Source organism: Methylobacterium haplocladii (assembly GCF_007992175.1).
GTDB classification, from domain to species: domain Bacteria; phylum Pseudomonadota; class Alphaproteobacteria; order Rhizobiales; family Beijerinckiaceae; genus Methylobacterium; species Methylobacterium haplocladii.
On sequence record NZ_BJZT01000030.1, the window covers coordinates 1 to 19,990 of the forward strand.

The 19,990-nt window shown below is 66.0% G+C and carries 20 protein-coding genes and 1 pseudogene; 18 read left to right on the top strand and 3 right to left on the bottom strand.

The genetic code is table 11. From position 1 onward, the window contains the following. Window positions 1-49 precede the first annotated feature (49 nt). From MHA02_RS13910 to MHA02_RS13920, 3 genes are all read left to right on the top strand, one after another. Window positions 50-349, top strand: coding sequence for a hypothetical protein (locus MHA02_RS13910; protein WP_238180167.1), 300 nt, complete (start codon window positions 50-52; stop codon window positions 347-349). Between the two features lie 312 nt (window positions 350-661). Then, window positions 662-916, top strand: coding sequence for a hypothetical protein (locus tag MHA02_RS13915; protein ID WP_147079629.1), 255 nt, complete (start codon window positions 662-664; stop codon window positions 914-916). A gap of 382 nt (window positions 917-1,298) precedes the next feature. Then, entirely contained in the window at window positions 1,299-2,231 is a 933-nt protein-coding gene (locus MHA02_RS13920; protein ID WP_174804675.1) for an ABC transporter substrate-binding protein, read from the top strand. Between the two features lie 19 nt (window positions 2,232-2,250). On the opposite strand, the gene MHA02_RS13925 is transcribed toward MHA02_RS13920, so the two are convergent. Further along, entirely contained in the window at window positions 2,251-3,993 is a 1,743-nt protein-coding gene (locus MHA02_RS13925) for a cache domain-containing protein (protein WP_147079633.1), read from the bottom strand. A gap of 388 nt (window positions 3,994-4,381) precedes the next feature. On the opposite strand from MHA02_RS13925, the gene MHA02_RS13930 reads away from it, so the two are divergent. Further along, window positions 4,382-5,068 (top strand): Crp/Fnr family transcriptional regulator, encoded by a 687-nt coding sequence (locus MHA02_RS13930; protein ID WP_368736855.1) that lies wholly within the window; start codon window positions 4,382-4,384, stop codon window positions 5,066-5,068. 118 nt (window positions 5,069-5,186) lie between these two features. Here MHA02_RS13930 and MHA02_RS13935 read toward each other — a convergent pair whose 3' ends face one another. Then, window positions 5,187-5,501 (bottom strand): hypothetical protein, encoded by a 315-nt coding sequence (locus MHA02_RS13935; RefSeq protein ID WP_147079637.1) that lies wholly within the window; start codon window positions 5,499-5,501, stop codon window positions 5,187-5,189. A 350-nt stretch (window positions 5,502-5,851) separates the two neighbouring features. On the opposite strand from MHA02_RS13935, the gene MHA02_RS13940 reads away from it, so the two are divergent. The 5 genes from MHA02_RS13940 (at window position 5,852) to mddA (ending at window position 10,105) form a co-directional block, all read left to right on the top strand. Continuing rightward, a complete protein-coding gene (locus MHA02_RS13940; protein WP_147079639.1) occupies window positions 5,852-6,805 on the top strand; it encodes a metallophosphoesterase family protein in 954 nt (317 codons plus the stop codon). Window positions 6,806-6,838: 33 nt separating this feature from the next. After that, on the top strand, window positions 6,839-7,207 hold the full coding sequence (locus tag MHA02_RS13945; protein ID WP_147079640.1) for a cupredoxin domain-containing protein: 369 nt from the start codon (window positions 6,839-6,841) through the stop codon (window positions 7,205-7,207). Between the two features lie 47 nt (window positions 7,208-7,254). Further along, complete coding sequence (locus MHA02_RS13950) at window positions 7,255-8,010, top strand: sigma-70 family RNA polymerase sigma factor (RefSeq protein ID WP_244612422.1); 756 nt, start codon at window positions 7,255-7,257, stop codon at window positions 8,008-8,010. Beyond that, on the top strand, window positions 8,007-8,807 hold the full coding sequence (locus MHA02_RS13955; protein ID WP_147079642.1) for an anti-sigma factor family protein: 801 nt from the start codon (window positions 8,007-8,009) through the stop codon (window positions 8,805-8,807). Before MHA02_RS13950 ends, MHA02_RS13955 begins: the two co-directional genes overlap by 4 nt. Before the next feature lie 536 nt (window positions 8,808-9,343). Beyond that, window positions 9,344-10,105 (top strand): methanethiol S-methyltransferase, encoded by a 762-nt coding sequence (gene mddA, locus MHA02_RS13960; protein WP_147079644.1) that lies wholly within the window; start codon window positions 9,344-9,346, stop codon window positions 10,103-10,105. Between the two features lie 70 nt (window positions 10,106-10,175). Here the strand turns inward: mddA and MHA02_RS13965 are convergent. After that, window positions 10,176-10,519, bottom strand: a pseudogene (locus MHA02_RS13965) (tyrosine-type recombinase/integrase); the annotation flags it as partial. A gap of 140 nt (window positions 10,520-10,659) precedes the next feature. Here MHA02_RS13965 and MHA02_RS13970 point away from each other — a divergent pair. The 9 genes from MHA02_RS13970 to MHA02_RS14010 all read left to right on the top strand — a co-directional run bounded on the left by MHA02_RS13970 (window position 10,660) and on the right by MHA02_RS14010 (window position 19,940). Next, the gene (locus tag MHA02_RS13970; RefSeq protein ID WP_373318333.1) at window positions 10,660-11,607 is read left to right on the top strand and encodes a GlxA family transcriptional regulator; all 948 of its coding nucleotides are present in this window, start codon (window positions 10,660-10,662) and stop codon (window positions 11,605-11,607) included. Between the two features lie 103 nt (window positions 11,608-11,710). Beyond that, the gene (locus tag MHA02_RS13975) at window positions 11,711-12,157 is read left to right on the top strand and encodes a (2Fe-2S)-binding protein (RefSeq protein ID WP_147079646.1); all 447 of its coding nucleotides are present in this window, start codon (window positions 11,711-11,713) and stop codon (window positions 12,155-12,157) included. A 14-nt stretch (window positions 12,158-12,171) separates the two neighbouring features. Then, window positions 12,172-14,421: a xanthine dehydrogenase family protein molybdopterin-binding subunit gene (locus tag MHA02_RS13980; protein ID WP_147079648.1), complete on the top strand. Its 2,250-nt coding sequence runs from the start codon at window positions 12,172-12,174 to the stop codon at window positions 14,419-14,421. A 51-nt stretch (window positions 14,422-14,472) separates the two neighbouring features. Next, window positions 14,473-15,477, top strand: a complete 1,005-nt coding sequence (locus tag MHA02_RS13985) for an SLAC1 anion channel family protein (RefSeq protein ID WP_147079703.1) — start codon at window positions 14,473-14,475, stop codon at window positions 15,475-15,477. 151 nt (window positions 15,478-15,628) lie between these two features. Further along, window positions 15,629-17,245: an FAD-dependent oxidoreductase gene (locus tag MHA02_RS13990; protein ID WP_147079650.1), complete on the top strand. Its 1,617-nt coding sequence runs from the start codon at window positions 15,629-15,631 to the stop codon at window positions 17,243-17,245. A gap of 130 nt (window positions 17,246-17,375) precedes the next feature. Further along, on the top strand, window positions 17,376-17,735 hold the full coding sequence (locus MHA02_RS13995; protein ID WP_147079705.1) for an ArsR/SmtB family transcription factor: 360 nt from the start codon (window positions 17,376-17,378) through the stop codon (window positions 17,733-17,735). Next, a complete protein-coding gene (locus tag MHA02_RS14000) occupies window positions 17,716-18,168 on the top strand; it encodes an SRPBCC family protein (protein ID WP_147079651.1) in 453 nt (150 codons plus the stop codon). Before MHA02_RS13995 ends, MHA02_RS14000 begins: the two co-directional genes overlap by 20 nt. A gap of 24 nt (window positions 18,169-18,192) precedes the next feature. Next, a complete protein-coding gene (locus MHA02_RS14005) occupies window positions 18,193-18,429 on the top strand; it encodes a hypothetical protein (protein ID WP_147079653.1) in 237 nt (78 codons plus the stop codon). Continuing rightward, entirely contained in the window at window positions 18,426-19,940 is a 1,515-nt protein-coding gene (locus MHA02_RS14010; RefSeq protein ID WP_147079655.1) for a sodium:solute symporter family protein, read from the top strand. The genes MHA02_RS14005 and MHA02_RS14010 overlap by 4 nt, the downstream gene beginning before the upstream one ends. Window positions 19,941-19,990: the final 50 nt, after the last annotated feature.

Consider the following 19,990-nt stretch of genomic DNA (forward strand, 5'->3'; position numbering starts at 1 on the left):
AACTTGTTCGCTTGCAACGCAACGGTTGCAGAGATTGGAGGCCGTTCGCATGATCCGCTCGATCGGTCTCGTCGCACTACTCCTGGCGACCTTGGCCTCTCCCGCTGTCTCGCGGCCCTCGACGACCGACATGACCTGCGCCCAGGCGCGGACCATCGTCCTGGGGGCGGGCGGTATCGTGCTCGGCACCGGCGGGCAGACCTACGATCGCTTCGTGCGCGACCGGAGTTATTGCGAGCCGACAGAGGTCGGAAAGCGCGCCTTCGTGCCGGCCCGCGACACGCCGCAATGCTTCGTCGGGTACACCTGCTACGAGCCCGGCCGCGGCGACCGATTTGGCGACTTCTGATTCGTATTCGGGCGTCTCAGCGACAAACGATCGGCGCCCTTGCTCAGGTCGGGACAGCGGTCATCGGGCAGCTTGCTTCGCCGAAGAACCGCTGCGTTCAGCTGGAATGCGCAAGGGCGCATAGACCGATGGGCCTGGCCGATCGGATCACGCGCTGACCTGTTCCAACGTGCCAGAGCCAAATGCCGTCGGCGCGCATGCGAGAAGCACCCACTTCCGCAAGTGTGATCCGGATCATAGAGGCAAACCTCAATGTCTGAGAAATCAGGTTGTCCGCGGCCATCCTGCCGCACAACCTGAAAGGCTCATGTCATGACCAATATTTATTCCGTCTCATTCGTCGCCGCTGCACTGGCGATGAGCGCCGCTCCTTCGCAGGCCCGGCCTACCGAAAAGGCAATTGCCGAAAGTCGTGTCAGACTTGTACCGAAGATCACCGATAGCCAATACATGCGTCTCGACCCGCCGACGATGAATGCATGTTTGGCTGTTGTCGATGGCGGAGAAAACAGGTACGACCGGATGTATAACAGCATCGGCACTTCGAGCTGCTATAGTCGGCGCTGAGACTTCAGTCAAAAAATCGTGAACAATCACAAAGCAAACCAAATTATCTCATATCCTCGCCCGCAGATTGTACGTTATGCGGACGAGGTTCAGTAAAATATGCCTTGAGCGGCACATCCACCCTGGTTTTTGCTTCACCTGTGGATCTTATTGATACGCGACGTCTCGATGCGCGCATGAATGTGGGGCGACCGGTTTTGTAGATTTTTCATCGCAATATCCAAAAACAGTATAATATAGAATTTGAATTCGGCTCTCGGACTCGTCCGCGATGACGACGCAATGGCCGCTCACTCAGCAGCCGACCGAGGTTCTGCGCGTCTCTGTGGATCACGCGAGACGGCGGGACGTGCTTGGCTGGCTCGGAGCCACGGTTGCCGGGATGCCCTCGGCCCTCGCACAACAATCCGCCCCGCCGGTCGTCGGCTATCTCGGCCTCGAGTCGCCTGGGCTTTTCGCCACCCGCCTGGCCGCCTTTCGCAACGGTTTGGCTGAAGCGGGCTACCGTGAAGGCCGGAACGTGGTGCTCGAATTTCGCTGGGCCGAGGGGCACTACGGCAGGCTGCCGGGGCTTGCGAAAGACCTCGTCGAGCGGCGGGTCACGGTGCTCGCAGCACCGGGCGGAGCCCCTGTCGCGCTCGCGGCGAAGTCGGCGACAGCGACGATTCCGATCATCTTCGAAATGGGAGGAGATCCCGTTGCCCTTGGCATCGTGGACAATCTGGCGCGGCCGGACGGCAACGTCACGGGTGTCTCCAGCCTGAGCGTCGACGTCTCGAGAAAGCGACTGGAATTTCTGCGGGAAGTGGTTCCGAATGCGACGGAATTCACTGTGGTCGTCAACCCGACCAGTCCGACCGCGCACTCGCAGCTGCAGTCCCTCGATGAAGCGGCCAGCGCACTCGGTATCCGGCTTCACGTCTCACCCGTCAGCCGCCAGGAGGATTTCGAGCCGATCTTCTCGAGACTTGCCGATGGCCGGAAGAGCGGTCTGGTTTTCACCTCCGATCCTTACTTTGCCAACCGCAGTCGGTACCTCGCCGAGCTGTCTCTCCGTTACGCCCTGCCGGCTGTGACGCAGTCGCGGGACTTCGTTCTCTCCGGCGGTCTCATGAGCTACGGCGGCGACTTCACGCAGTCGCATCTCCAGGCCGGACTCTACGTCGGTGAAATACTGAAAGGCGCGCGCGCCTCCGATCTGCCGGTGCAGCTCGTCACGAAAGTCGAGCTTTTCATCAATGCGAGAACCGCCGGCAGACTGGGCCTGACGGTCCCATCGTCCCTCTTGAGCGGCGCCGACACGGTGATCGAATGAGCGGGGCGGACGTCCGTGATCAGGATCCGCGCGAGAGATGGTCGGAGACGGCGTAGATGGGCACTTCGCCGCTCAGCCCCTTCAAGGGCCGTGATCCGAGCGAGGTCACGGCCGCGCGCCCGCAGACGGCTTCGGCCAGGACGACGTCGATCAGGATCTGCGCGTCGGCTGCGGACGCGCAGAGGCGGGCCGCCAGGTTCACGACAGGACCGATCGCGGTGTAGTCGTAGCGTTCCTCGTATCCGATCCGCCCGACCGTTGCCGTTCCCATGGCGGCGCCGACACCGAAACCGATCCGGTATCCCTTTCGGCGCCATGTCGCGATGAGTGTCTGAACCGCGGTCTGCATGTCGATCGCGAGACACGTCGCGGCAAAGGCGGGATCCGGCGAACGGACGGGGGCATTCAGAATGGCCATGAGGCCGTCGCCGGTGAAGGAGATCAGCGTGGCGCTATGAGCCGTGACCGCTCGGCCGAGCGCCTCGAAGTACGCGTTGAGCACCTCCATGACCGCCTCGGGTGCGGAGGCTGCGGAAAAAGCCGTGAAGCCGCGCAGGTCGCAAAAAATCACGGCGACGTCGACACGCTGGCCGTCGAGGACGTTGTCGTCGCCGGCGCGGTCGACGAGCTCGGCGATCTGGGGCGCGAGGAAGTGCTTCAGACGCGCGATGCGTTCTTGACGCTCCTGCGAGAGAGCCAATTCGCCCGCCATGGCGTTGAAGCGCGCTGCGAGCCGGCCCAGTTCGTCGGCCGAGGTGATCGCGATCCGGTGCTCGAAGTGCCCCGCGCCGATCTGCTCGGTGCCGTATTCGAGGCGTTGAATCGGCCCGGTCATGCGCCGTGCGAGCCAATAGGCGAGGCCGGCTGCGAAAAGCGCGCCGAGGATAAGCAACGCCCCCGTACGGAGGAGCGCTTTCGAGATTGGCCCGAACGCTTCTGCTACCGGCAGCATGACGATCACCGTCCAGTCGACGGCCGCGATGGCGGCCATCGAGGCGATGACGCGTTGCCCCGCGGCATCCCGCCCCGTCGCGGAACCGCTGGACGTGCGGATGACGTCGCGCAGCTTGACCAGGGGACGCGTTGCCGGATCGTCCGCCCCCCGCAACACGAAGTTGATGTCGGGATGCGCGATCAGCCGCCCCGGGCCGTCCAGGACGAAAGCTTGCCCGGTCTCGCCCACCCGGATGCCGGAGACGACTTCCTGGATGAGTTTGAGATTGATCTCTGCGACGGCGACACCGACCGAGGCCCGATTGCCAGCGACCGCGACCAGCACGAACGGCTCGGAGCCGCGATGGTAGGTCACGGGCCCGTACCAAACCCGGTTCGCCCGAGCGCCCGCAACGGCCGGGTCTGCCGAGAGGTCGGAGCGGCTATCCACACGGTTCAGATCGACGCGCGAGACGTGCAGCCGCTCTCTGCCGTCGCCGTCGACGAGCGCAAGGGTCATGATGGCAGGCACTTGTCGCAACAGCCGCGAAGCATCGACCCTGTGGCGGTCCTCGGGTGCCGCCGTCCAGGAGAGCTGAACCATCCAACCGAGCTGTTCGCGGATATTGTCGATGAAGGTCCGGATGCGAAAGGCCGCAGCACGCGCCTCCAAGCCGAGCTGCTCGTGCAGCTGCTCGCGGCGATCCCGGTAGCCGAACCAGGCTTCCAAGCCAGCGTTCGCAAAGAGAGGGAGTGCCAAGGTGGCGAACAGTACGACGAAGTACTTTGCGAACAAGGACCGGTGTAGGGGTGCCCATGTTCGGATCATGGCGTGCACAACCGCTCTGGGTCTCGTACGAACGCCATTCGCCCGTACACGCATCGACGAGGCGGAACGGCATCGGCTTCATGCTTGCCGAAGGCTTGACCGATCGCGGCCGCCATCGGGGCCGAGCCGGTCTTTGCCGCCAAGTCGAGTCGGATCGATGGCATATATCGTCCGCTTATCAGTGGCGAAACAAGCGAATGCTGTATATGCATGACTCGCTGTCGGCGGCCTGCTTATTCCGGTCCCAGATTGCGGAACACTAACAAAACTTTTGGTTCGGGCAGATATTTTCATCAAGCATTCGCCTATGACCGCGAATGCTCGCGTCATGAATGTTGCACATGCCGCCCGTTCTGGTAAATCTATAAGGCCTCGTAGGGCGATGGCCATGCCTGAAACCGTCCAGCTTGTACGGCTCCTATCTGCGAATTCTTTCTTTGTCGGGCTCAGGAACGAATCGCTGCAGAGTGTGGCGCGCCTTTGCGTGAATCGCGAATTGGCGGCCCGCGAGACGCTGTTCCGAAAGGACGACCCGGGCGAGGCCCTCTACGCCGTGCGTCGTGGAGAGGTCAGAATCGCCACGCGAACCGCCGAGGGGCGCGAACTCACGCTCAATCTTCTCGGTCCGGGCGACATCTTCGGCGAGATCGCTCTCCTCGACGGCCGACCCCGCACCGCCGAAGCCGTTGCCACCGAGGCCACCACCCTCTCCGTCATCCATCGTAGCGACTTCCTCGCATTGCTCGCGCGGGACTCCGATATCGCGCTCCGCATCATCGAGCTTCTGTGCGAGCGCGTCCGTTGGATGAGCGATCGCATGGAGGAGACGAACTTCCTAACCCCCGCCGCCCGCATCGGGCGCCGCCTTGCGGCCTTGGCCGACGATTACGGTGACGATGTACGGGTTACCCAGGACGAGTTGGCCGTGTTCGCCAACACAACCCGAGAGACGGTCAACCGGCACCTGCAGGCGTGGAAGCGGCGCGGCTGGGTCAAACTCGGCCGCGGGCGGTGCCGCATCCTCAGTCGCGACGGACTGAAAACCGCCGCGGCAGGGGGAGATGCCTCCTCATAGGTCAGTTCAAGCCGGAAGGTGTTTCGGGCTGATGCGCTCGGTGCTTTTCACGAAACGCCCGCTGCGCCCTGCCGGGTCGCGCGAGAACTCTCGGTGAACGGGAGTTCTGTAAGCGACATTAGTTCGAGCCGCCGCCCGAGGTCATGCCGAGGTTCTGCGCTATCGGGTCGCGCTCCGGAAACTCCGCATTGCCGAGCGTGCTGCTGCGCAAAGAGCGCCCGGGGAGGCCGAAGTCGCCAATCGAACGGTTGCTGCCGGGACGACTTGGATCGGCCAGGTCGAAACTGTCGTAGCGCGTCGGAACGTCGCCGATGCGCGGCGCGTGCCGATGGGCTGCGAAGGCCGGCGATGCCGCGACCGGCAGCAGAAGCAGGATGGCGGCGGCAGTCCGGAAGGGGGCTCGGGCGCTGCGGGTGAGGCGATGGATCGTCATGTCGGTCTCCTTGGGGGGCAGCCAGCCGGGGTCTGTGACGCGGGCGGCCCGAGATCCGGCACGATGCCGAACTCGTCCTCCTGCCATCTGAACACTGTTCGAGATCTTGGCTGTGCTGACTTCGAACGAGGGGCTCTCGGCCTCTCACGGTAACCAGACTACGCACCGGGCTGCTTTATTCCCGGGCTCGAAATAGAAATTCATCGAGAGTCGAGCAACGACCCGGCACGCGCGCATACCATCGAGAATGGCGCACCGGTTTATTTTGCAGTGCCGGGAATAACCCTGGCCATCGGACGGTCTGGATCCGCAAGGGACGCCCACGTCCCCGAACGACACGGAGCCGGACCATGCACGATCCCACGGATTCGAACGACGATCCGGCGCGACCGAGCCGCCGCGGCGCGCTCGAGTGCATGGTCTGGGCCGGCACCGGCCTCGTCTGGACGCTGGGAGGGGGCCTTCCGCGAGCGATGGGGCTGGAGCGGGCGCTGGCGGCCGAGGCGTCGCCGATGCCCTTCAGTTTCCTCCAGATCAGCGACAGCCATGTCGGCTTCAACAAGCCGGCGAACCCGGATGCCCTCGGCACCCTGCGCGAGGCAGTCGAGAAGATCCGCACGCTGCCGCAGAAGCCGTCCTTCATCATCCACACCGGTGACATCAGCCACCTGTCGAAAGATCGGGAGTTCGACGATGCCGACCAGATCCTGCGCGAGACCGGCGTGCCCCTGTTCTTCGTGCCCGGCGAGCACGACCTGCTCGACGACGAGCAGGGCCGCGCCTATCTCAGCCGTTACGGCAAGGGAGCACGCGGCGCCGGCTGGTACAGCTTCGACCAAAGCGGCGTGCATTTCATCGGGCTCGTCAACGTCGTCGACCTGAAGGCCGGTGGCCTCGGGAATCTCGGCGCAGAGCAACTCGACTGGCTGGAGCGGGACGTCGCGGGACTGTCCACGAGCACCCCGGTCGTCGTCTTCGCCCATATCCCGCTCTGGACGGTCTATCCCGAATGGGGCTGGGGCACCCAGGACGGTGCCCGCGCCCTCGCGCTGCTCAAGCGGTTCGGCTCGGTGACCGTGCTGAACGGGCACATCCATCAGATCATTCAGAAGGTCGAGGGCAACGTCGCCTTCCACACCGCGCGCTCGACGGCCTTCCCGCAGCCCGCGCCCGGCAGCGCCCCCTCACCGGGGCCGATGAAGGTGCCGGCCGGCGATTTGAGGCGCCATCTCGGCATCGCCAGCGTCACCCTGGTGCACGGCAACGCGCCGCTCGCCGTCATCGACAGCCCGCTCGCCGGCTGACGCCAATCCCTCCCGCGAGATCAGGAGCCCGCCATGGCCGCATCGTTCGCCCTCATGAATCCGCGCATCCGACTCTGGCTCGGTGCTGCCGTCGCCGCCCAGATGCTCGCCTCGACGCACGCATCGGGGGCGATGGCTGCCGAGGCCGTCACCATCCGTATCGACAACTTCACCTTCGGCCCGGATCTGGTGACCGTCGCGCCGGGCACGGCCGTGACCTGGATCAACGGCGACGACATCCCCCACACGGTGGTCTCGCAAACCAAGCAATTCCGCTCGAAGACGCTCGACACCGACGACCGCTACACCTTCACCTTCGACGCTCCGGGGGAGTATCCTTACTTCTGCTCGTTGCACCCGCACATGACCGGCAAGGTCGTGGTGAAGCCCCCGGCGGGCTGAGGCGGCATGGCCTCGGGGCAGCCGGTGGCGGATGCGGGAGCGATCGCGTGAGAGCGGACGCGCTGATGGAGGCCGGATGGTCCATGCGGGTGGCAAGCACCGCCATGCCGATGTCGGCCTGCCTTGGCGCCGTGTCGCGGCGCATCGCCTCCTGGCTGTCGCACGCCAGCGCGGCCGTCGAGGGCGCGGCTTTTGCGGGCGAGCCCGCGCGGCCCGTGCCCGGTGTCCATCCGACATCCTCGATGGGCGGCGCGGGCTTTCGCGAGACGGTGCTTCCGCATCTCGATGCCGCCTACAACCTCGCTCGCTTCCTGACCCGCGACGCGGATGCCGCCGACGACATCGTGCAGGACGCCTTTCTGCGGGCATTCCGGGGCTTCGACGGGTTCCGCGGCGGCGATGCCAGGGCGTGGCTCCTCACCATCGTGCGCAACTGTGCGCGCAGCTGGGCCACCGAGCGAAGCCGGGTTCGTGCGCTCTGCGAGCCTTTGGTGCCGCTAGCACAGGCCGGGGCCATGCCGGATGCCGATACGACGGACCGGGAGCTGTTCGATCCCGATCAGGACACCCCCGAATCCGCCTTGTTGCGCGAAAGTGAGGCGAGCCTGATCCGCCGGCTGATCGAGGCGCTGCCGGACGCCTTCCGCGAGGTCCTGATTTTGCGCGAGTTCGACGACCTTTCCTACAAGCAGATCGCCGACGTCACGGAGACGCCGATCGGCACGGTGATGTCGCGGCTCGCCCGGGCTCGGCAGATGCTCGGCGAGGCCTGGCGCGGCCGCAGCGGCGAGGACCGGCCATGACGCGCCAGCCCGATCCGCCTTGCGAAGAATCCGCACTGCTGCACCCCCTGGTCGACGGTGAGCTCGATGCCGCCGACATCCTGCGTTGCGAGGCCCATATCGCCCGATGCCCGGCCTGCACGGGGGAGCTCGAGCAATTGCACGCGCTCCGTGCCGCCCTGGCCGGCGGCGGCGTCGCTTGGCGCGCTCCCGACGACCTTCGCGCGAGGATCGTCGCCTCGCTGGCCCAGGAGGAAGCGCGCACGGCTCCGGCGAAGCCTGCGCCGCGCCACGGCTGGCTCTCGCGACTGCGCGAGGCGGTGCAGGGCTGGGCCATGGTGCCGAGCGGGCTGGCACTCGCAGCCAGTCTCGCCCTCGCGGTGGTGATCACGCGGCCGGTCGAGGGCGATGACATCGCGAAACAGCTCGTCGCCGGTCATGTCCGCTCGCTGCTGGCGAGCCACCTCACGGACGTCCAGACCTCGGACCAGCACACGGTGAAGCCGTGGTTCCTGGGTAAGATCGATTTCGCGCCGCCGGTGGTCGACCTTGCCGAACAGAGCTTCCCGCTCGTCGGCGGCCGGCTCGATTATATCGACAATCGTGTCGTGGCCGCGCTGATCTACAAGCGGCACAACCACGTCATCAACCTGTTCCTGTGGCCGTCGGGCAGCCATGTGCCGAAGCCTGGCGCGATCGAGGGCTACAACATCCTCGGCTGGCAGCAGGCCGGGCTTACCTTCTGGGCCGTGTCCGATCTCAACGCGGTCGAGCTGAAGGAATTTCAGGACGATTTCGCCGAACGTTCACCGCGCTGACCCGTCGGCGGACGTCGTCCGATCCGGTTGTCCGGCATGCTCAATTCGGTCTGGTCGAAATCCGCCCTCACATGACGCGCAGCTTACGGCCGATGTCCGCATGGGAGACTGAGCGGATCAGCCAAGAATGTTCGTGCAGGGCGCAGTGCGGCGGCGCCGGAGAACACCCGTTTCTGTGATCGGAGCAGTGTCGAACCGAGGAAGCATCCCGTGTTGGCTCCCGATCCGCTGGCGTCGGCGCACCGGCATGCGTGTTCGAACGCGAGAAGCGAGGCCCGGCGGCACCGCGGATGCCTGCCCACCGCAGCGTACCGAGGATCAGACTGATGGTTTGGAGCGGTTGGGCCGGCAGCGTGGGCGACTGTCCTGGGCACGAATTGACCGATAGCAGACTGTCCGCCTGGCGCCCGGGTCCGTGACGGCGATCACGGACCCGGGCGGGCGATCCGTCCGATGAAGGCGCGAGCCGCGCGACGCTGGGCCGTGACAAGTCCTCGGAACACGGCCGATCACGCTCTCTTCGACGGAGATCTTCCATGTCGCGCGCTGCCGCCATCCTTTACGCCCTCGTCTCCTACGCGATCTTCCTCTTGTCCTTCCTCTTCGCAGTCGGCTTCCTCGGAGGTGGCTTCGGTCCGAAGACTGTCGATGATGGGCTCGTCGGCGAGCCATGGCTCGCCATCGTCGCCGACGTCGCCCTGCTCACCATCTTCGCGCTCCAGCACAGCGTCATGGCACGACCGCGCTTCAAGGCTTGGTGGACGCGCTTCGTACCGAAGACAGTCGAGCGGAGCACCTTCGTTCTTCTGGCGAGTCTCGCACTGCTGTTGTTGTTCTGGCAGTGGCGCCCGCTCCCGGCGACCGTGTGGTCGGTCTCCGAGCCGGTCGCGGCGTCCCTCCTCACCGGGCTTTACTGGGTCGGCTGGCTCGTCGTGCTCCTGAGCACCTTCATGATAAGCCATTTCGACCTCTTCGGGCTGAAGCAGGCATTCCAGGGCTTGAACGCGACTGCGCAGGGTAAGGCCGCGTTCACGACGCCCTTCCTCTACAAGTACGTCCGGCATCCGATCTACCTCGGCTTCGTCATCGCCTTTTGGGCAACGCCAACCATGACGGTCGGCCATCTCCTGTTCGCGGCGATCGCGACCGCCTACATTTTCGTCGGCATTCAGCTGGAGGAGCGCGACCTCGTCGCCTTCTTCGGCGACCGCTACATCCGCTACCGGCGCCAAGCGGGCATGCTTCTGCCGCCCATTCGCACGCACGTGCGCTTCCGAGCTGGCGCCCGAGCCGATTGAATGACCGAGAAGGGCGCAATCCAACCTGACGGCTTGAACGCTCCCCGGCATTGCCGCCGGGGGGCGTCGCTCAAATCTCGGCGCTCTCCGCCAGGACGCGTGCGTCCTCGACGTCTACCCCGAGGTAGCACACGGTGCTCTCGATCTTCGTGTGTCCCAGCAGGATCTGTACTGCCCGCAGATTGCCGGTGCGCTTGGAGATCGGTGACGCCTTCGTCCACCGCAGCGAGTGCGTCCCGTAGTCCTCCGCCCGCAGCCCGACGCCCTTCACCCACTCGTCGACCAGCCGGGCGTACTGAGGTGGGCGGCGTGGTTTACCCGACTGGGGAAAGCGTAGTCGTCGAGCACGCCGCCCCGGCACTCCAGCCACGCCAAGATGCCGGTTCGGGCTGGTTCGAGCAGCTCGAAGCGAAGCCGGCTCCGTTGGGCCCCCAGCACGAATCTGCCAAGACCTTTGTCGCAAAGGTGGTCTCTGTCACGAATTCGATACCGCCTCGCCGAAATCTGTTAGTTTCGCCGAACAATTGCGGGAAATCGGACGCCGGGAGAATTCCGTGCTGAGCATCGGCGTTCTAGCGATCCCCGACCTGAAGCTGATGTCGCTTTCGGCCATGGCGGTATTCCAGGTCGCGAACAATGTTGCGGGCGAACCTACCTACGACCTGCACCTGATCTCTGAGGCGGGCGGTCCCGTTCAGACGAATGCGGGCTTTGCCGTGATGACCGAGCCGCCCGGCGAGGCGGCGTTCGACACCCTGATCGTCGGAGCCTCCACGGGCGCGGGGGCGGGCTCGCCGGTCCTCCTCGCGTTCGTGCGCCGGGCAGCCGGGCAGGCACGGCGTGTTGCATCCTTCTGCCGGGGTAGCTTCGTTCTGGCGGAGGCAGGCCTTCTCGCGGGCCGTCGCGTAACGGCTCATTGGCGCGACAATGCGGAATTGGCGGAGCGCTTTCCCGACCTGCAAGTGGGAACGGACCAGCTCTACGTTCGGGACGGGGCGGTCTGGACCTCGGCCGGCATGACGGCCTCCATCGACATGGCCCTGGCGCTGGTCGAAGACGACCTCGGGGCGGCGGCGGCCCGCGAGGTCGCCCGCCGGATGCTCCTCGATCGACGCCGCCCTGGCGGTCAGCCGCAGGCCTCCAACCTGCTGGACCTGGAGCCGAAATCCGACCGAATTCAGCGGGCCTTGGCGTTCGCGCGCGGCCATCTGGGGGAACCGCTCAGCGTGGCCCGCCTCGCCGATGCGGCCCGCCTCTCGCCCCGGCAGTTCAACCGGGCGGTCCAGGCGGAGTTCGGCCTGTCGCCGGCCAAGATGATCGAGCGCCTGCGTGCCGATGCCGCTCGTGTTCTGCTCGTGCGGAGCCAGCACTCCCTCGACGTCGTCGCCGCGGAATCCGGTTTTGCGGACAGGGAGCGCATGCGCCGTGCCTTCCGGCGGATCTACGGTCAGACCCCGCAGGAGATCCGGCAGGGGCTGCTGCGAAACAGGCACGCCGCATGAAGCCGCCGCATGTCCGAAAACGCTGCGTTTATGACGTTTGCGACGGCGTCGGCCAGACTTATTCATGATGCAGTGTCCGGCGAGTCTTTCGGAGTAAGCGGCCATGGTGAATCTGACGGTTAATGGACGGCCACATGCTGTCGAGGCCGAGCCCGATACGCCGCTCCTTTTCGTCCTCCGCGACACCCTTGGCCTGAGCGGGACCAAGTATGGCTGCGGCATCGGACAGTGCGGCGCCTGTACGATCCTCCTCGACGGACAGGCGACGCGCTCTTGCCAGATCCCGCTGGAGAGCGTCGGATCACAGAGCGTCATCACCATCGAGGCGATCGAGCAGGATCCAGTGGGCGCCAGGGTCGTAGCGGCCTGGGTCGGCATCGAGGTGCCGCAATGCGGCTACTGCCAGTCCGGCCAGGTCATGGCGGCGACCGGCCTCCTGATGGGAACCCCAAAGCCGACCGAGGACGACATCGCCTCGGCGATGACCAATCTCTGCCGCTGCGGCACCTACAACGCCGTTGCCGCCGCCGTGCGGCAGGCCGCGGCCTGAGGGGAGACGGCACCATGAACGACCTCACGCCCTCCTGGCCGACCGCTTGCCGCCGCGAGCCGATCCGCAACCTGTCGCGGCGAAGCTTTCTCGGTGCTGCCACCGGCGCACTCGTGCTCGGCGTCAACCTCGGTCCCGCCCCCGTTGGCGCGGGGGAGCGGCCCGAGGGCGCGGCCGCCATCGCGCCCAAGCCCGGCACGCGGGTCGCAGCCTTCCTGGAGATGCGGCCTGACGGCACGGTGCGCCTGCTGAGCCCGTTCGTTGAAGGCGGCCAGGGCATCAATACCGGCCTTGCTCAGACCATCGGCGAGGAGTTCGACCTCGACCCGGCGCGCTTTGCCGTCGAATGCGCGCCGCCCGGCCCCGACTACGCCGTCGTCAACGGCCTGCGCATGACGGGTGGAAGCTTCTCGACCCGCTCCAGCTACGAAGCCATGCGCCGTCTCGGCGCCACGGCCCGCGAGATGATGCTGCGCGCTGCCGCGGCCAAGCTCGGTCTCCCCCAAGATCAGCTCACCACCGATGACGGCCGGGTGATCCACGGTGCCTCCGGTCGTTCCCTCGGCTATGCCGAACTCGCCCCAGCCGCGGCCGCCCTCCAACCGCGGGACGACGTGCCGCTGAAGGACCCCAAGAGCTTTCGGTGGATCGGCAAGCCGGTCGCGCGGCTCGACATGCGCGACAAATCCACCGGTCGGGCGGTCTACACGATCGACATCCGCCTCGACGGGATGCTCCACGCGGCGATCCAGCACGCACCGCATCTCGGCACGGAGCCCGAGGCCATCGCCAACGAGGTGGACATCCGTGCCATGCCGGGAATCGACTCGGTGCATCGCCTGCCCGGCGCGGTGGCGGTCGTGGCGGATAGCTGGTGGCGGGCGCGCAAGGGCGCCGAGGCGCTGCAAGTGACCTGGACAAGCCCCGCTGCTGACGGGATCGCCACAGTCTCGAAGACGTTCTCGTCGGCCGCGATGCTCGGCGCACTGAAATCCACGACGGAGTCCGGCATCGCCGCGGAGCAGGAGGGCGACGTCGCGGGCGCCTTCGCAAAGGCGGCGAAGGTCATCGAGGCGGAATACGATGCGCCCTACCTCGCGCATGCCCAGCTCGAGCCCCCCTCGGCCATCGCCCGGTTCGAGGCGGATGGCAGCCTCGACCTCTGGGTGCCCAACCAGATGCCGGAACTGTTCCAACAGGTCGCGGCCGGCACGGCGGGACTTCAGCCGGCGCAGGTCCGTATCCACTCGCCAATGCTCGGCGGCTTCTTCGGTCGCCACTTCTACTATGGACCGGCCAACCCGTTCCCACAGGCGATCCTGCTCGCCAAGGCGACCGGACGGCCAGTCCGGGTGCTATGGTCGCGCGAGGAGGAGTTCGGCATGGATGCGGTGCGTCCCCTGAGCTTCGCCCGATTTCGCGCGGCACTCGGGACCGACGGGATGCCTGTCGCCCTGCATACGACGGCGGTGGGCGAAGGCCCTATCGGACGCTGGTTCGGTGCCCTGTTCAAGTCGCCGGTGGATTCGTCTCTCGTGGAAGGGCTCGACAAGAAACCCTACGCTATTCCGAACCGGCGCCTCGATTACGTGAAGGTGCCGCACCCGGTCACGATCGCCTTTTGGCGCTCGGTCGGACACTCGATGAACGACTACTTCTACGAAAGCTTCCTCGATGAAATCGCAGCAGCGGGTAGCAAGGATCCGTTCGCCCTGCGCATGGCTCTGCTGAAGGACAGTCCGCGCCACCGGACGCTGCTTCAGGCCGTCGCCGACCTCGCCGGTGGCTGGAAGGGCGGGACGTTTCAGGCGGAGGACGGCACGCGCCGGGCACGCGGAGTCTCCATGGCCTCGCCCTTCGGCTCGGAGACCGCGACCATCGCCGAGGTCTCGCTGAAGGATGGCGAGGCCAAGGTGCATGACCTTTGGATTGCCATCGATCCGGGCAGCGTAGTCAACCCCGCCATCGTCAAGCGGCAAGTCGAGGGCGCGGCCGCCCTCGGGCTGTCATCGACGCTATTGGAGCAGGTTGTCTACGAGGACGGCCAGCGTCAGGCGCGCAACTTCAATACCTATCCCATCCTCGACCGCCAGCGAATGCCGCGCGTCCACGTCGCTATCGTCGAGAGCGGGGCGCCGATGGGTGGAATCGGTGAACCGGGGCTGCCTGGCGTCCCTCCGGCCGTGGTCAACGCCGTCGCCGTTCTGACGGGGCAGCGCATCCGCAGCTTGCCACTCGCGAAGAGCCGACTGTCCGGTGCCTGATCCCGATCGTTTCCCCTCGGGTGCCTGCACGGAGACGACGCGGCGATGACGATGCCGCATGCCGGGGACGACCTGCGACCTGCCTCGGCAGCGCGCAAACCTCTCTTCGAGTATCTCCCGGTAAGCTTTTTCGGCTCCGTGATGGGACTGACGGGGCTCAGCGTCGGATGGCGGTTGGCAAGCGCCCGCTATGGTCTGCCCGCGCTCATCGGCGATGCGATCGGCTGGGGCGCGCTCGCCGTATTTATCCTCCTGGCGTTGGCCTACGGCGCCAAGGCGGTGACCGCTTGGACGAGTGTCCTGAGCGAGTTCCGGCATCCGGTCGCCGGTAATCTCTTCGGGACGGCGCTCATCAGCCTGCTCCTGATGCCCTTCGTGCTCCAGCCGCTCAGCCCAATTCTCGCGGCGGCAGCCTGGATGCTCGGCACCGGCGGGATGATCCTGTTCGCCTTTGTGATCGTCAGCCGCTGGATGGGCAGCCGGCACCAGCTCGCCCACGCAACGCCGGCCTGGATCGTGCCGGTGGTCGGCCTTCTCGACGTTCCCCTGGCCGGGCCGGCGCTCGGTCTGCAGCAGACTCAGACCCTGATGATGTTCTCCTTGAGCATCGGGCTGTTCTTCGCGGTCCCCCTCTTCACCCTGGTTTTTGCCCGGCTCGTCTTCGAGGAGCCCCTGGCCCCGGCCCAGCGGCCGACCCTGATGATCCTGGTGGCCCCCTTCGCGGTCGGTTTCTCCAGCTATGTCGCGACGTTCGGCCGGGTCGACGCCGTGGCGGAGGGTCTGTTCCTCATCGCCCTGTTCGTCTTCGCCGTGCTCGTCGGCCGCCTGCGCGATCTGCCGCGGTGCTGCCCGTTCCGGATCTCGTGGTGGGCGGTGAGCTTCCCGGTCGCCGCCATGGCTGTCGCAGCGTTGCGTTATGCGGGGCATGTCCAGGCAATCGCTGCAGATGTGCTGGCGCTGCTGTTGCTTGGCCTTGCCACGGTGATCATCGTCGGTCTCGCGATCCGCACGCTCGTCGGCATCGCGCGGGGCGAACTCCGTCAACTCGCGGGTTGATCCACGTCTTCCGCCAGCCGGCGAACGCGGTGGTGAATATTCCAGAGCCGATGGGCAGGCGGACCGGTGTGGTACCCGTCGCAGAATGGCGCGTCTTGCCGGATGAAGACGCGCCATCGATGCTGCTTCTGACTGTGTGATCGGGGAAGGCATGGAAACCATCGGCCGCGACCTTCGCGAAATGCAACGCGAACCCCTGGCCGCCGCGCATGTCGCCGCGCTCCGGGCCCGCGGTGTCGAGCGGCTTTATTCGGCCGGGACGTTCCTTGCCCGCACCGGCGAGCCGGCAGACCGTTTCGTCTACGTCATCGAGGGCGAGATCGAAGTTGTGAACCCCTTCACCGACGAGCGCCATCTTCCCTCGACCCTCGGGCCGACGCAGTTCATGGGCGAAATTTCGATCCTGAACGGTGGCAACTGGTCGATGCCCATGCGGGCGGTCACGGATACACGCGTCATCGAGGTGCCGCGGGCCGACATCCTGCGGCTGATGTCCGAGATTCCGGAAATGTCGGACATCGTCATCACGGTGCTGGCGGCGCGGCGGCGGCGGCAACTCGATTCCCGCGACGGCACGCTGGTCCTCATCGGCGAGGACGACGACCGGGCCGTCCGGCGGATCGCGGAATTCGCGAGCCGCAACCGCTTCCCTTATCGATCCTACGCGCTTGGCACCCCGGAAGCGGAGGCCATTGCGAAAAGCTGTGCGATTTCCTCCGGTCGGCCGGCCGTGATTTTCGGCCGGGACATCGTCGTGACGGACCCGACCCCCGACAAGGTAGCGCAGCTGCTCGGCCTGAACTTCAACCTCGTCGACGACGAGGCTTTCGACGTGCTCATTGTCGGCGGCGGCCCCGCCGGTGTGGCGGCCGGCGTCTATGCGGGGGCGGAGGGGCTCCGCGCGCTGGTGATCGAGGATCTCGCGATCGGCGGCCAGGCCGGCACGTCCAGCCGCATCGAGAACTACATGGGCTTCCCGACCGGCATCTCCGGCGCCGACCTCGTCTGGCGCGGTGAGGTCCAGGCAATGAAGTTCGGGACCCGGTTCGCGATGCCGCGGCGGGTGGTGAAGCTGGAACGGCTCGACGACGACGCCTTCTGCGCAACCTTCGACAACGACCAGCGGGTTCGCGGCCGCGCGGTCATCGCCGCAACCGGCGTGCAGTACCGACGATTGCCGATCGATCGCCTCGAGGCCTTCGAGGGCGCGGGCGTCTATTACGCCGCGACGGAAATCGAGGCGCGCTACTGCAAAAACACCGAGACGATCATCATCGGCGGCGGCAATTCGGCCGGGCAGGCGGCAATGTTTCTCAGCCGCTCGGCCGCCCATGTGCGTCTTCTGGTGCGCGGACGGTCTCTCGCCACCTCGATGTCGAGCTACCTGTCGAGCCGACTCGCGGCGGATCCGGCGATCACGATCGAATACGGGGCCGAGGTAACCGCCCTACAGGGTGAGGATCACCTCGAAGCGGTGACGGTCCGCAATGTCGCCGACGGCACTCAGCGCACGGTTTCCACCTGCGCCCTCTTCGTGATGGTGGGTGCCGCGCCCAATACCGGCTGGCTCTCCGGCCTCGCCAAACTCGATGCCCACGGGTTCGTATTGACCGGAGACGCCATCGGCGAGACATCGCCCTACGCCACGTCGCAGCCCGGAATCTTTGCCGTGGGCGATGTGCGCGCCAACTCCGTCAAGCGCGTCGCATCCTCGGTGGGCGAGGGATCGGTCGTCGTCTCCAGGGTCTGGGATCACCTCAATCGCTGATCGCCTGCGGTCACCCGGCAGTGACCGTGGGATGGTCGATACCTCTGGGCGGCCCTCCGATAGCGTCGAGTGGAAATCGGCCAGCTGCAATGGCTTGACCGACAAGAACGGACCGCTATCATTCAACCTAATGGTTGAGAAATCATCGACCCACCTCGACGGACTGTTCCATGCCCTCGCCGATCCGACCCGGCGCGCCATGATCCATGCCCTGTTTAGCGGTCAGCGTAGTGTGAGTGAACTCGCCCATCCGTTCGCGATGTCGCTCGCGGCCGCCTCCAAACACGTGAAGGTCCTCGAACAGGCCGGTTTGATCCGGCGCAGCATCCAAGGCCGCACGCATGTCTGCGCCTTGGATCCCGCGCCGCTCGCCGAAGGCCGGGCATGGCTTTCTGCCTACGAGCGCTTCTGGTCGGAGCGCCTCGACGCGCTTGATGCCCTGTTCCCCCCTGAGATCGAGATCGATGACGATGCAGACCACAGAGGCTGATCCGGCCGTCGTCCTCACCCGCATCGTCGCGGCCTCCTGCGCGGCCGTCTTCAAAGCCTGGACCGATCCGGTCCTGCTCCAGCGCTGGCTCGCACCGGGCGCGAACGTCGTCGATCACGCCGAAACCGATCTGCGTGTCGGCGGTGTATTTCTCCTCGAAACGCGGAGCCCGGACGGATCGCGCCATCGCATCACCGGCCGCTATCAGGTGATCGAACCGGACCGACGCCTCGTCCAGACCTGGATCTACGAGGGGCCGCTCGACCTGCTCACCGGCGAGGAGACGCTGCTCGAGATCGAGCTTAGCAAGCTTGGTGATCGCTCGACCGAGCTGCGCCTCACCCATCGACGGCTCTGCCGCACCGACATTCGCGAAGGGTATCGCGGCGACTGGCCGAGCTGCTTCGACAAGCTCGACCGCGTGCTGAACTAAAACAATAAACCACGGGGAAACGTCATGCTGTATTCCGGTTCGCCGAGGCCCCTAGGGCCGCGGCTCGTCATGCTGTGGTTCGTGCTCGACGCCGTCCTTGCGCTGGCCCCACCGCTCTACTGGGCCGCCGACGGACAAACTGCTCAGATCCTCGGATTGCCCGGCGCGCTCACCTACTTCCTGGCGGTCGGCACCTGCATCACCGCCAGCCTGATCGCCGCCTATCTCGTCGAGCGTTCCAGCGGGGAGATCGCGGCATGATCGTCACCTTCGGGCTGCTCGCGCTCTTCTTCGCCGGCGTCATCGTGGTGCTGCAGCGCAGCCGCGTGGATGATCGCTCCTTCACCGACTACGCCGTCGGCGGACGCTCGTTCGGCGCGCGCTATCAGGCGATGTCGTTCCTCAATACCTGGTATCCCGGCTCGATGTTCACGGCGTTCGGGGCGCTGTCGGTGACGAGCGGCGTCATGTCGTTCTACGTCCTCTCCTACAGCCTGCTCACCGTTGTGCTGCTCTGGGTGTTGGCGCGTCCGGTCTGGATCTGGGGCAAGGCCTACGACCTGCGGACCCAACCCGACCTGTTCGCGCTGCGCTACGGCTCCCGGCACATCCGCACCATCGCGGCCGTGATCGGCATCGTCTCCGGGCTGCCCTGGCTGGTGCTCGGCATGCAGGCGCTGGGCAACCTCTTCCAGGCGATGTCGTTGGGCACACTCTCGTTCTCGTCGGCCGTGATCCTCGGCGTCCTCGTCATCGCGGTGCGCCAAATCTGGACCGTGCGCATGGGCATGCGCGGCGTCGTCATCTCCGACTACGTCCAGGGGATCGTGGCCTATATCGGCGGCGGCCTGATGCTGGCCGGCCTGATCGTCTGGCTGGTAGTCGCCCGTGGCAGCACGCTCGCCACCCTCGATCCGAAGATGTTCGCGATCCCGAGCTTCGGCTCCAAGGAAGGCCCGCTCTACGTCTTCGCCCTGGTATTCACCGGCACGCTCGGGGGGTGGTGCTGGCCCTACATCTTCGTCCGCCTCTTCACCGCCGACGGGGTCGGCAGCCTCAAGAAGTCCGCCGTCCTCGCGGTGCCGCTGACCTTCCTGTTCGGTGTCGCGCTGCTGATTTTCGGCATGCTCGCATCGAAGGTGCCGGAGGCGGTGGCGAAGCCCGACGACGTCTGGTTCATCGTTTCGCAGCAGGCTGGCGGCCTCGTCCTGTTGGGTCTCGCCGGCGTCGTCCTGCTCGCCGCCTCGATGGGCCACACCGACGGCAACATCCAAGCCTACGGGGCGCAGCTCGCCAACGACCTCGTCGGCAACTACGTCGAGCTCGATCAGCGCCAGATGATCGTCATCGCCAAGGTCGGCATGCTGGCCCTGACCCTGCTGGCCTCCTGGCTCGCCACCCTGACCTTGCCGGCGTTGTTCTCGCTCGCGGTGCTGGCCTACCAGGGCATCATCCAGCTGAGCGTGCCGCAATTTCTCGGCATCTTCTGGAAGCGGGGCAACCGCCAGGGTGCGATCGCCGGGATGATCGTCGGCTTCGTCGTCGCCGTCGGCCTGGAGCTGGCCTTCTCCGGGACGCTCCCCTTCGGCTGGGGGCTGAGTTCAGGCTGCTTCGGCCTCGTCGCCAACCTGATCGTCTACCTCGCCTGCGCTTACCTCATCCCGCAATCCGCAGCCGAGCGGACGCGGGTGGAGGCCTTGTTCGCCGAGGTTTCGGCACGGGGTACGCAAGCCACAAAGGTCGGCGTGCCGTCGCGGCCGGTGCCGGCATAGATCAAGCTGTGGGCGGTGCATTTGCGAAGGAAAAGCGCTGCCATAGCGCT

Bases quoted from the DNA above. Each gene is read 5' to 3' on its own strand.
- MHA02_RS13940 (WP_147079639.1), top strand. From the start codon at position 5,852: ATGCACGATCCCACGGATTCGAACGACGATCCGGCGCGACCGAGCCGC.
- MHA02_RS13920 (WP_174804675.1), top strand. From the start codon at position 1,299: ATGCCCTCGGCCCTCGCACAACAATCCGCCCCGCCGGTCGTCGGCTAT.
- MHA02_RS13915 (WP_147079629.1), top strand. From the start codon at position 662: ATGACCAATATTTATTCCGTCTCATTCGTCGCCGCTGCACTGGCGATG.
- MHA02_RS14010 (WP_147079655.1), top strand. From the start codon at position 18,426: ATGATCGTCACCTTCGGGCTGCTCGCGCTCTTCTTCGCCGGCGTCATC.
- MHA02_RS13930 (WP_368736855.1), top strand. From the start codon at position 4,382: ATGCCTGAAACCGTCCAGCTTGTACGGCTCCTATCTGCGAATTCTTTC.
- MHA02_RS13985 (WP_147079703.1), top strand. From the start codon at position 14,473: ATGCCGCATGCCGGGGACGACCTGCGACCTGCCTCGGCAGCGCGCAAA.
- MHA02_RS13995 (WP_147079705.1), top strand. From the start codon at position 17,376: ATGGTTGAGAAATCATCGACCCACCTCGACGGACTGTTCCATGCCCTC.
- MHA02_RS13935 (WP_147079637.1), bottom strand. From the start codon at position 5,501: ATGACGATCCATCGCCTCACCCGCAGCGCCCGAGCCCCCTTCCGGACT.
- MHA02_RS13980 (WP_147079648.1), top strand. From the start codon at position 12,172: ATGAACGACCTCACGCCCTCCTGGCCGACCGCTTGCCGCCGCGAGCCG.
- MHA02_RS13925 (WP_147079633.1), bottom strand. From the start codon at position 3,993: ATGATCCGAACATGGGCACCCCTACACCGGTCCTTGTTCGCAAAGTAC.
- MHA02_RS13955 (WP_147079642.1), top strand. From the start codon at position 8,007: ATGACGCGCCAGCCCGATCCGCCTTGCGAAGAATCCGCACTGCTGCAC.
- MHA02_RS13945 (WP_147079640.1), top strand. From the start codon at position 6,839: ATGGCCGCATCGTTCGCCCTCATGAATCCGCGCATCCGACTCTGGCTC.
- MHA02_RS13990 (WP_147079650.1), top strand. From the start codon at position 15,629: ATGGAAACCATCGGCCGCGACCTTCGCGAAATGCAACGCGAACCCCTG.
- MHA02_RS14000 (WP_147079651.1), top strand. From the start codon at position 17,716: ATGCAGACCACAGAGGCTGATCCGGCCGTCGTCCTCACCCGCATCGTC.
- mddA (WP_147079644.1), top strand. From the start codon at position 9,344: ATGTCGCGCGCTGCCGCCATCCTTTACGCCCTCGTCTCCTACGCGATC.
- MHA02_RS13910 (WP_238180167.1), top strand. From the start codon at position 50: ATGATCCGCTCGATCGGTCTCGTCGCACTACTCCTGGCGACCTTGGCC.
- MHA02_RS13975 (WP_147079646.1), top strand. From the start codon at position 11,711: ATGGTGAATCTGACGGTTAATGGACGGCCACATGCTGTCGAGGCCGAG.
- MHA02_RS14005 (WP_147079653.1), top strand. From the start codon at position 18,193: ATGCTGTATTCCGGTTCGCCGAGGCCCCTAGGGCCGCGGCTCGTCATG.